Source organism: Methylibium rhizosphaerae, assembly GCF_006386545.1.
Taxonomy (GTDB): domain Bacteria; phylum Pseudomonadota; class Gammaproteobacteria; order Burkholderiales; family Burkholderiaceae_C; genus Pseudorivibacter; species Pseudorivibacter rhizosphaerae.
In genome coordinates this window covers 54,619-66,079 of record NZ_SWAR01000032.1, presented here as the reverse complement: position 1 = coordinate 66,079, position 11,461 = coordinate 54,619, and the positions used below count along the sequence as shown (strand labels likewise).

6 protein-coding genes are annotated in these 11,461 nt (G+C 67.4%); 2 read left to right on the top strand and 4 right to left on the bottom strand.

Annotated features, from left to right (window positions below; translation table 11 throughout):
* The first annotated feature begins 382 nt into the window (after positions 1-382).
* Positions 383-2,515, top strand: a complete 2,133-nt coding sequence (locus tag E8D38_RS20630; RefSeq protein ID WP_181179309.1) for a ShET2/EspL2 family type III secretion system effector toxin — start codon at positions 383-385, stop codon at positions 2,513-2,515.
* 526 nt (positions 2,516-3,041) lie between these two features.
* On the opposite strand, the gene xopX is transcribed toward E8D38_RS20630, so the two are convergent.
* The 4 genes from xopX to E8D38_RS20610 form a co-directional block, all read right to left on the bottom strand.
* Positions 3,042-5,120 (bottom strand): XopX family type III secretion system effector, encoded by a 2,079-nt coding sequence (xopX, locus tag E8D38_RS20625; protein ID WP_140635071.1) that lies wholly within the window; start codon positions 5,118-5,120, stop codon positions 3,042-3,044.
* 194 nt (positions 5,121-5,314) lie between these two features.
* Positions 5,315-6,955 carry a bifunctional UDP-sugar hydrolase/5'-nucleotidase UshA gene (ushA, locus tag E8D38_RS20620; RefSeq protein ID WP_140635068.1) on the bottom strand — a complete coding sequence of 547 codons (1,641 nt, stop codon included), beginning with the start codon at positions 6,953-6,955 and terminating at the stop codon, positions 5,315-5,317.
* Positions 6,952-8,097: an esterase-like activity of phytase family protein gene (locus tag E8D38_RS20615; protein ID WP_140635066.1), complete on the bottom strand. Its 1,146-nt coding sequence runs from the start codon at positions 8,095-8,097 to the stop codon at positions 6,952-6,954. Before E8D38_RS20615 ends, ushA begins: the two co-directional genes overlap by 4 nt.
* A gap of 24 nt (positions 8,098-8,121) precedes the next feature.
* Complete coding sequence (locus E8D38_RS20610; RefSeq protein ID WP_140635064.1) at positions 8,122-10,416, bottom strand: TonB-dependent receptor; 2,295 nt, start codon at positions 10,414-10,416, stop codon at positions 8,122-8,124.
* A gap of 290 nt (positions 10,417-10,706) precedes the next feature.
* Here E8D38_RS20610 and E8D38_RS20605 point away from each other — a divergent pair, with 290 nt between their 5' ends.
* Complete coding sequence (locus E8D38_RS20605) at positions 10,707-11,456, top strand: GntR family transcriptional regulator (RefSeq protein ID WP_140635062.1); 750 nt, start codon at positions 10,707-10,709, stop codon at positions 11,454-11,456.
* The last annotated feature ends 5 nt before the right edge of the window (positions 11,457-11,461 follow it).

The window sequence follows — 11,461 nt, the reverse complement described above, 5'->3', positions numbered from 1 at the left end:
TCATCGCGTACTCGGCGCTGGCAAAGCTGCGTTGAGACATGGTCGTTCAGGGCTGAGGTTCGGTGCACTCACGCATGCATGTGTCGTGCCGGGTTCGGCGAATTGATCAGCGTCTCCTTAGGCGGTCGCTTCAGCACCGTAGAAATACAGGCTGCAACTAGGCAGGTCGTCGGTACTCCGGTCACCGAGGCAGATGGAACAAACGTGGCTGTTCAATCAGCTGCTCCTGACGCACATCTTTCAAACGAAAAATCTGGCTTCGCTTCATCGCACAGTCTTTCGCCAACGAGTCCGCAAGAGGGAGGCCGGTTCATACAGTGGAGATACGTCAAATCATCATCCGTGGCTCAGTCGGGCCGGCGGAGGCACAGGGAGCAAGCAAATGGACTTCTGGAACAACTACTCTTACCAATACCCCGCGGGTTTGGACCCCACCGATCCGGAGGCCTTCGCTCAGGGCTACGCCGCTCGCGCGGGCGGGGCTGGCAGGGGGAACAGTTCGAACTCGGAGATGCCGCCGTCCCCAGGATCGCCGCCAAACACATCGCCTGAGTTGTATGGCCTGCAGGGCGAACGTCGAAATGCAGGTGGGGCCGATGCAGGTATGCAGCCGCGTATGCAAGACGTTCTGGGCCGATTTGGCGCCATGACCTTGTCCAATCCTTCGGACCATGGGGGGCGCATCGACCGCACGCAGACTCCCAATACCCCGTCCGACTCATTCGGGATCCCTGACCCGAGCCGGGCGTATGAAGCGCACGTTAGGCATGAGTTTGCTTCGACAAATTACGGCGTGCCATCTCCGGGAACATTTGTCGATCATCACGCGCTGTGGCAATCCATGCCGCATCCGGAAGGTCAGATCAGTCCGAACATGAGTGTGCCGCCTTGGCAACCTCAAGTGCCCCCGCAGCCCTCGTATGAACTCTCCCCGCTTTGGACCTACCCGCAGTCCATGCCCGTGCAAAGCGACGTCCCTCAATGGGGAGGCGCGCTGGAGCAGGGACAAAGCAGTGCGAGGCGCCCCTCGCGAGCAAAGACACGTCCCTACTACTCTGAGAAGCCCGACCGGCAATCAACGGTCAACCACAACGAAAAGGCCTACTTCCCTGGTGCAGAAGGCAATGAAGACGGGCTCATCGTATGCCGACACCTTGCCACGGCCTGGCTGTTGCAGCACGAGACAGCGGGCAAGCCGAACTATGAAGCACTGGGTGACCTGGATGCGATCGCGCGCAATGTTCCGCGCTGGGTCGAGGACGCGTACAAGAGAGTCCTGAGCCATTCGGCCGATGTCCACATCGTTGAGAACAGCGATTGGCGCAGTTTCGCCGCTGAGCGTTTTCGCGAACTCGAACGCTCGGGCGCTGACTCGAAGCGAATGCTGATCGAGTCGGGGGTGCACACGATGGCGGCGGAGTTCAAGATCAAGCGGGTGCCGGGCATGCCCGCACAGTATGTGCAAAAACTCTACGACCCGAGTCGCACTGCCACGCATAAGCGGGCGAGCACGACCGAAATGGATCGAATTCAGCCAACGTCGATCAGCAAGTTCTTGCCCAACGAGCAGGCATACCAAAACTACTTCGGCGAAAGCGAAAAAGTGTTCTTGGCCGTCGGCATTCCACCCGGCGGAGTATTGAACCTGCCGCCAGAGCATCCGGGAGGATATGAGGACCGGCGACTGAGTGGCCCGCTCCCGCCGTTGGACGAAACTGTCGTGCACCACTTGGTGGCTAACGGTTTCGGTGGCTCACTTCGGGACATCCGGGGCGAGCTTGGAAGGCTCGCGGGGTTGGCGGAGGAGGAGGCGGCTGACCTTCTGGCCGCTCGCAATCTGGAAGGCGACAGCGGCTTGTTTACGGCTGCAGGCAAAGGCTTGGTTGATGTCATCCACGCCTATTGCGACGTCGTGCGCCACTGCCAACTCGACTCCGATTTGCACGCAGAGTTGCTTGCGGGTACCTCGGCGGATGGTGCGCCCGCACTGTTCGCAGCCATGCACCAGGGCTTCGGCGATACGTCGCGTGCGCTCATCCACGGCATTGCTACTTCAGGCCTCGAACCTGCATTGAAAGTCGAGCTTTTGGCTGCTCGCAATGGTGGTGGGGCATCTGCATTGACGAGTGCCTTGTCCAGCGGGCAGGCGCAATCAGCAGCGGCCTTTGTTGAGGGCGTGACGGCTTCCGATTTGTCGCATCGAGAAGTCTTTGCCCTCCTGAAGGGTTCGAATCCTAATGGTGCGCCGCCATCCCTGGCGCTGGCCATGGCCGGCGACAAGCATCTGGCGATCGATGCATTCGTCAACGCGGTGGCGAACGCCCGTGTGCCGCGCCAGATGAAGCTCAAGGTGCTACGTGGAGAATTTCAAGGGCACTCGGCGCTGCAGTTCGCGGTAAGTCGAGGATGTGACGCGGCTGTGGCAGCGTATAGCCAAGCCGTCGAACGCTCGCGTCTTTCTTTCGAGGACAAGGCGTACTTGTTGGGCGCCGGTGGGCCACCAGATAGGCGTTAAACGGCGGGTGTGCAACGCCGCCTCGACTTTCGATCTCGGTCGGCGCGCTCGTAGAGGCGCTGAGGTGACGCCGGACGACGCCGACGTCCATGCCCTCCCGCTCAGGCGCTCGTCGAGACGGAACACCGCAGCGAGCGGCTCGCCGTCCCATCTTGAAGGTTCGTTAGTGCCATAGGAGTCTCGTGCCGGCCGCTGGACATGCGGAGGCATCGGCTTCGTCGCTGTCGCCCGCTGAGAAGGGCGAGCTGCTCGGCGGCGCCCAGAAGCGCCGGCGCATCGGGTAGAGGTGGGTCTGCGCGGCAGACGGTGTTGACCTCCCTCTCCCGCTGGCGGGAGAGGGTTGGGGTGAGGGCCACGCAAGAGGCCTTCGGCGCTTTGAACAAGCGGCCACCCGTTACGCGCAGCCACGCGGCAAGACGGCCCTGACGCCTCCCCTGGCCTTCACGCGGCTCGCGCCGCGCCCCTCACCCCGGCCCTCTCCCGCAAGCGGGAGAGGGAGCGGCGCGGCTTTCTGCCGCGCAGACTCCTACACCTCGGTGATCTCCTGGATCGTGACGCCGGTGTTGCGGCGCAGCGACTCACCCGCCGCACGTGCGGCAGCGTCGGTGAGCGCCTGGCTGATGCTGGCGCCGACCGCCGCCTCCAGCGCCGCCTGCTGCTCGGCGGGTCGCTCGGCCGAGTAGAAGGCCTGCAGCTCGACCATGCGTTGCTGAAGCTCCTGCGGCGTTCGCGGCTCCACCGTGCCGAGCGGCTGGCCGTCGGGTCCGCTGACCAGGCTGCGGATCTGCTCGACGCCCTTGCCGATCTGCCGGCCGCCCCAGTTGAGCGCCAGCTCGGCACCGCGTGCGATGGGGCCAGGCATGGTCATGGCCATCATGGTCATGACCAGGCTCGCGTAATAGGGCGCCGACGAGTCGGCCTCCACCAGGCCGCGGGGTGTGAACGCCTTGGAGATCTTGTCGGCCGACAGGGCCAGCGCCATCACCATGCTGGTGGCTGCCATGCCCTTGAAGCGCTCCATCGCGTCCTGCCGGGTGGCCTGCTTGTTCAGCGCGCCCTGCAGCATCACGGCCGTGACGACGGCACTGTCGGCCGCCAGGTCCACGGTGCCGATCGGGTCGGGCTGGATGAGGTAGACCGTCGAGCCGGTGATCGCCGTGGCGAAGATGGTCAGCGCCAGCTTGGAGGCGAAGTCCGGGTTGGACGAAGGCCCGCGGGGCACCACGACGCCCGCCGCTTCCTGCGCGGCACTGGTGCCGAAGGCCTTGTCCAGCCGTTCGGTGCACAACGCGATCGATTCGAGCAGGTGGGTGCATTGCGAATTGAGCGTGCGCGTGAGCTCCCGGCCGGAGGCCGGGTCGGTGAAGTCGAGGCGGGCCTGCTGCAGCGCGAGGCGCCCCGTTTCCAGCTGACCCCACAGGTGAGAGAGCTGCTCATGCACCTCCTGCCCGACCTGACCCGGCGTGAGCTCGCGGCGCATGGTGTCGGCCCGTTCGCTGAAACCGGCCTTTTCCAGGCCGAGCGCAGCGGCACGCGTGCCCGCATCCAGGGCCTTGCCGAAGCCGCTCTTCACGCTGGTCCAGACGAACGGCGCAATCAGCGCCATCCCCGCCGCCACCGCGAACCCGGCATGGGCGAGCTTGTTGTGCTCCACCGCCTCGGCCTGGTGGCGTACGCCGGGCGTACCGAACTTTTTCGACAACTCGATCGACAGGAAGATCGCATTCAGCAGCCCCGGATAGAAGTGCACCTCGTCGGCATGGCGCCCGAGCTCGCCGCCCATCAGCGGAAAAGGCAGCCCGTCGGCGGTGGGGCGCAGCGTTGCCCCGCCCACGGCCAGCACGGCCTTGCTCGCGGCAGCCACCGTGTAGGCAAAGGTCTTGGCCTGGTTGGCCAGCAGCTTGCTGGGAACCACCACCGGCCAGAGGTTGACCATGTTGGCCAGCGCCTTGGCTATCCGCCCCGCGGCGGAGGTGCCGTTCTCCAGCGGGTGAATGGCCTGCTCGATGGTCTTGATGTCCCGAAGCAGCGCCTGCTGGAACCGCTTCTCGATGCCGTGACCGCCCTCGACCAGTTCGCGCAGGTCTTTCAGCTGCTGGCGGCATTGCGCAAACGTGTACTCGGAGGGCGCCTCCGGATCGCGCCCGCGCAGCATCTGCAGGAACTGCGGATCGTCGGCATTCGGCTGCAGCATGGTGCGCAGGTCGCTCAGCGACCACAGGTTCCTGGCGGCCGAGCTGGCCATCCCCGCGGCGTTCGTGAGGCCGCTCGCCACGCTGCCGGCCACGCTGCCCGCAAAGCTTGCGGCAACGCCACCCACCCATGAGCAATCGGCGGGGGCCATCGGCAGGAGGCCCGGCAGCAGCGGCGCGGGAGAGCGCATGTCCGGCGTCGCCGGCGTCGCCGGCGGCGTGGGCCATGCAGGGCTGCGCGGCGGCATCTCGGACTGCGGCTGCGAGCTGCCTGCGGCCTCGCTGCGTCGGCCCTTGAGGGTGTGGTCGGGGGTGCTCGTGCCGGACGGCGCCGCGGTCGCACCCTGGGTGCGGGGCGGCTCGTCGGCCTGGCGGGGCATGGAGGTCGAAGGTGCGCTGGCGGATGGAATCATCGTGATCCTCTTGTCGAACGCGAGCGGCGCAACGACTGCGCAGTGCCGACTGCCACGCCCCCGCGTTCCCTCTCTGCTGGGTTCTGGAAAGCGCCCTTCGGCTGCCGTGGCGAGGCCATGAGACACCGGGCGCGAGAGTCACGATGGTGCGCCCGCGCGCAGGGCGCACGCCGCCCGGCCCGAAGCGATGGAACCTAGCGCGAAGCCGGTGAGGCAGCGGATTCCGTCGCGGCGTCGCGGTCCGGCTCGAAGTCGCGGGTCGACAGGCCCGGCCGGGCCGCGATGAAGCCGCGCAGCACCTCGACGTCGGTGAAGCCGGTGTCGTCGATCTCCTGCCGTGAAAAGGCCGGGTAGCCGTCGCCGCCTCGCGCGATGAAGCTGCTCAGCGCCAGCCGGTAGCGGCGCGCCGGGTCGATGGGCCGGCCCTGCACCCGCAGCTGCTTCGGCTCGTTGCCTTCCATCGCGGCCGACACGCCGGTGGTCTGGGCATAGGCGCCCGAGCCGGGCGTCATGCGCAGCGCGGCGCGCAGGTAGGTCTCGAGCTGCTCGCCGGACAGCGTGACCACCACGACGTGGTTGCCGAAGGGCAGCACCCTGAGCAGGTGGCCGTAGTTCACCTCGCCCGCGGGCAGCGAGTCGCGGATGCCGCCGCCGCTCACGAGGGCCAGGTCGGCACCGGTCCTGTCGATCATCGAGGCGGTGACGAGCCGGCCCAGGTGGGTGGGGCGGCTGCGCACGTTGCGGCGCTCACCGTCGAAGCCGTCGTCGAGGCGGCCCACCGGCACCAGCAGCTTGTCGGCGCCCTTGCGCTGGTACGGGCCCAGCAGGGCCAGCAGGCCAGCGTCTTCTTCGGTGCGGGTTTCGGGCGGCAGCTTCACCGGCCTGCCGTCGGGCCCGGTGCCGCGCTTCATCAGGTTGACCGGCAGCAGGGCATAGCGCACGAGGCTGAAGCGGCCGGCCTCGTATTCGAAGTCGGCACGGCCGACGTACTTGCCCCATTCCCAGGCCTGCACGATCCAGGCGCCGTTCTGGCGGTCGGGGGCGCAGGGGTCGCCGGGCTGGTAGTCGTCGTTGCGGTGCTGCGCGTCGAGCATGCACACCGGGTTCTGGCTGTGGCCGCCGACGATGAGGTCGATGCCCGGCACCGCGCGCGCCAGCTCCACGTCGCCCGGCGCGCTGACCCCGTGGCGGCCGTCGACGTAGTGGCCCATGTGGGTGGCGGCGACCACCACGTCGGCCTTGCGGCGCAGCCGCGGCACCAGCTTTGCCGCCTCGCCGGCCGGGGCACGCACCTCCACGCCGGGGAAGCGCTGTCGAGACAGGGTCTTCATCGTGTCTTCGGTGGTGAGGCCCAGCACCGCCACGCGCACCGTGCCGAGCCGGAAGATGCGGTAGGGCAGGAACATGCGCCGGCCGCCCTGGTACACGTTGGCCGAAAGCCACGGGAACGTCGACCACTCGAGGCGCTGGCGGCGCATCACGGCCGGCGTGCGGTCGAACTCGTGGTTGCCCACCGCCATGGCGTCGTAGCCGATGGCCGACATGCCCCTGAAATCAGGCTCGGCCTGCTGCAGGTCGGACTCGGGCACGCCGGTGTTGACGTCGCCGCCGTCGAGCAACAGCACGTGGCCGCCCTGCGCCTTCACCTCGGCTCGCACCTCGTCGACCAGGCGCTTGCGTGCCGCCATGCCGTATTCCTGGTCGGCATTGCGCCAGAAGCGGCCGTGGTGGTCGTTGGTGTGCAGGATGGTGATGCGCACCGGTTCGGCCCCAGCCTGCGCGGCGAAGCCGAAGGCCGCTGCGAGAACGAGGAGGGTTCGATTGGCGAGGTTCATTTGCAGCCCTGAAGTGCGATGAAGCGGTTCGCCTGCCGGGGGTGGAAGTTGTCGTCGGCGGCGAGCAGCAGCGTGGCCCGGCCGTCCGGCAGCCGCGGGCCCCAGGCCATGGCTTCGATGTTGTCGGTTTCGATGCCCGCCTTCGCGAGGTCGAGCACCAGTCGCTTGCGCAGGGGCTTGAAGGTGGCGGCCTGCAGCGATGCGGTGCCGCTCACGTCGGTGGCGTCCGCCACGCTCGCTTCGTAGAGGCGAACGGCGAACTGGAACACGCCCTCGTCCACCTCCCGCCCTGAGCGCTCGACCACGAGCAGCGTGCCGGCTTCGGTGGCGAGGATGTCGCTCACGCCGTTGTCGGCCCGCTGGCGCCCGCCGCCGGGCGGCAGGGGAATCGGATCGAGCGGGTAGGCGTACTGGCCGAGCACACGGCCCTCGCGATCGAGGCGGGTGAAGCGGGCGAAGCCGCCTTGCTGCAGCGTGGGCATCGGCCCGTCCTCGACCAGCGGCCCTTCCATCGACACCCACAGCGAGGCTGCATCGGGTGCGAAGGCGAGGCCTTCGATGGTGAGGTTGTCGCGCGCGCCGGGTCCGGCCCCCTTGTGCAGCCGCAGGTTCTGCGGCAGCGGCACTTCGGCGACGAAGCGGCCGTCGCGTGCGGCACGGCGCACGAAGGGGCCGTGGCCGAGCCTGCCGTCCCCTTCGCTCGCCCACACCAGGTCGCCGGTGCGGGGGTCGATGCGCAGGGCTTCCGGGTCCGGCACCTCGCCGCCCTGACCGGCGCCCGGGTAGACGCTGCCGTCGGCCTGCCGCAGCGGCACGACGCCGGTGACCCGCACCGCGTGCAGGCCCGACGCGTCGATGTCGATGGCCGCGGTGTAGAAGCGCGCCGGCGCCCGCGCGGAGCGGTCGTCGCTGAGCAGGTACCAGGTGCCGGTGGCGGCATCACGGTCCAGGCCCGAGATGCCGCCGAAGTGCTGCAGCATGCCCTGCGGCTCGCGCGCGAGCGTGGTGCCGCCGAGGTGCTGCAGGCACAGCGGTTGCGCCGCCTGCTGCGGCCCGGCGCCCCGCGGGCCAGCGCAGCCGGCCAGCGCCGCGGCGAGGGCCAGTGCAGCAGCCTGCAGGACCGGGGCGGTTCGGCGTGTCATGCCCTCATCGTGTCATGCCGCCGGTCAGAGTTCGACCTTGGTCCACAGCACGACCGTGCGGGGCGCGCCGATGAAGTAGCGGCCCACCGTCGAAGGCGAGGTCATCAGCTCGGGCGCGATGCCGGAGATGTACTTCTTGTCGGTGAGGTTCTCGACGTTCAGGCCGAAGCTCACGCGGCTGAAGCTGTACGAGGTGTTCAGGCCCAGCAGCGTATAGGCGGGCAGGCGCTCGTCGACACCGCTGTTGGCCACGCGCGGGTTGGCGTAGTAGCCGGCGCGGCTCGAGACATAGCGTCCGTTCAGCGCCAGCTTCAGGTCGTCCAGCGGGCGCCAGGTGGCTTCGACGAACAGGTTGTGCGGGGCGATGCCCACCAGCTCGGCGCCGTTGCGGATGAAGCCGCGCGCCGGGTTGCCGTTGGCGTCGACGTCGCTCAGCTTGTATTCGCCCTTCTGGTAGGTGTAGGCGCCGTACAGGCGCCATGCGTCGCCCACGCGGCCGCTGTAGGTCAGCTCCATGCCGTGGATGCGGCGGCCCTGGTCGACGTTTTCGGACTGCAGCGTGTTCACGATGTCGGCCGCGACCGTCTCCTTCGAGTCGATCACGAAGGCCTGCACGCCCAGCGCGTAGGTCTCGCCCTTGTGGCGCAGGCCGAGGTCGAACGCATTGGCGGTGTCCATCTTGTTGACCTTGGCAGCGGCGGCCAGCGTGGCGGCCGAGCCGCCTTCGAGCGTGGCATCGGTCACGCTCGCGGCGTTCTTGGCGTAGCCGGCAAACACCTCGGTCTTGTCGGTCAGCGCATACAGCGCGCCCACCTTGGGCAGCACGCCCGAGTCCACCTTGGCCTCGTTGACGAAGTTTCGGCGCCCGTTGGGGAAGGTGGCCGTGGTGCGCGAGTCGTGGATGGGCGCGACGTAGCTCACGTCGTTGTCGAGGTAGGTCACGCCATAGTCGAACTTCAGGCGGCCGTCCATGAAGCTGCTGCGGTTGGCCACATAGCCCATGGTGATGCGGTTGTCCCAGCGCTTGTCCTCGCTGGTGAAGCTGGCCACGCTGCTGTAGGCCGGGCCGGTGGCTTCATCGAGCACCGGATACCAGTTGCGCATCTGGCGGCGGTTGGCCTGCTCGTACCAGGCGCCCAGGCGCCAGTCGATCAGGTCGCTGTGCTTGCGGGCCAGCTCGGCCAGCACGCCGCGGCGATCCAGGTCGTATTCGTTGGCGCGGAAATAGATGCTGTTGGCGTTTCCGTCCATGCCCGGGAAACCGCCGGTGCCCACGCCCGTTTCCTTGCCGATGCCGCTTTGCGTGTGGTAGTAGACCTTGGTGTTGAGCTTCAGGCTGGCTGCCAGGGGCATGTCGACATCGACATAGCTCAGCACGTCCTTGCGGGGGTTGCCCTTCAGCTCGCGGTAGTTGCGGTCGATCGACGCAGTGCCGGTCCAGCGGTCGGTGTAGCCGTCGTTCTTCGGGTCGGTGTTGAACTGGCGCAGCGTCACGATGTTGGTGCCGCTCTCTTCCTTCTTGTCGTTGTAGCCGCTGCGCAGCTTGATCACCGTGCCGTTGTCGAGCTTGGCCACCGCCTTGAAGTCCAGGTGCTCGCGCCCGTTCTTGCCGGCCGGGTCTTCGACGTACGACACCTTCCACTGCTCCTTCGACAGGCTCAGGTAGCTGGTGAGGCCGGGAACGAACTCGCCGCTGTCGATGCGGGCATACACACGGCCGAAGTCGGCACTGCCGGCGGCGGCTTCGGCACGCGCGGCGAAGCGGCGCTCCGGGTCCTGTGTGAGGTAGTTCACATGGCCGGCCAGCGCCTGGTGCGAAGGCGAGCCGATCACGCCGGCCGACTGCGAGACGTCCACGCCCGCCAGGTTGCTGGAGTCGAAATAGCGGGTCGGCACGGAACCGCCGCCCAGCGTGGTGCGGCCGTTGGGCACGCCATCGATCGAGAAGCCGATGCTGTCCTTCGCGAAACCGCGCATGTTGATCGTGCTTTCGAAACCGTCGCCGCCGAAGGCGTTGGACGATCCCATCTGGATGCCCGACACGCGCTCGAGCACCTTGTCGGCGCTGACGCCGGGCGGGTAGTAGTCGAGATCGGCGGCGGTGATCTTGACGTTGGCGCGCGTCTGCCGCACGCCGATCGCCTCGCCGGTGATCACGACCTTCTCCATCGACCGCACCACCGGTGCGGAGGCTGCCGCGGCGGGCGGCTCCGGCGACGAGGGCTCGGTCTTGGCGGCTTCCTGCGCGAACACAGGCAGCACCTGGGTGCTGATCAGGAGGGCCAGCAGGTTGCGTGGCAGGCCGGGAAGGGATCGCATCGTTGTTGACTCCGTGCGCAAAGGCTGTGGGTGGTGTGTGTCGGGTACCTTACGAAACGCGTGATCACTATAGGCCTGGTACGTACCAGTCGTCAATTGATACAAATTCACGATGTGTGAGTTTCATGCAACCCCTCTATGGTGCTCAGAGAGCGTACATTCCCTTGGGTCGCACCATGCTGGCGCTGATTGACATTCTGGTACGTACCACGATACGATGACTGCGCCGTGACGACTTCCGGGCAACATTGAAGACCGACCAGCTCCTCCAGCCCCGAACGGGACACTCCATGGCCACGGAAAGAATCCAGACCACCTCCACGCCGCGCTACCGGCAGCTCGCCGACATCATTCGCGGCGCCATCGAGCAGGGCCTGCTCACCGACAACCAGGCCCTGCCCTCCGAGCGCGAACTGGCCGAGAAGTACGAAGTCAGCCGCGACACGGTGCGCAAGGCGGTGCGCTACCTCGAGGAACGAGGCGTCATCTACAGCGACCACGGCCGCGGCACCTTCGTGGCCCCGGCGCTGGTGCGGCGCATGTCGCGCTTCATCGACAGCTTCTCGCAGGACACGGCGCAGCGCGGCGGCGTGCCGGGCCAGCAGATCCTTGCGGTGGAAAGCGTCGCCGCATCGATGGGCATCGCCGGCCTGCTGGGCGTGGAGCCGGGTCATTCGCTCACCCGTGTGCGCCGCGTGCGCCTGATCGACGATGCGCCGGTCGGCCTGCACGACGCCTATTTCCCGCTGCCGCGCGGCATGAAGATCGACCGCGCGGAGATCGAGCAGACCCAGTCGCTCTACAAGCTGCTGACCGAAAAGTCGGGCTTCGCACCCGCCGAAGCGGTGGAGAACCTCTGCGCGGCCGCGGCCGACGCCGAAGACGCACGCCTGCTCGGCATTGCCGAAGGGTCGCCCGTCCTGCTGTGCGAGCGCATCACGCTGTCCGAGCGGCGCGAGCCGATCGAGTACTGCGTGATGAAGTACGTGGCGAGCTATCGCTACAACACGCGCATCGCCAAGACGAGTGGCATGACATGACCCAA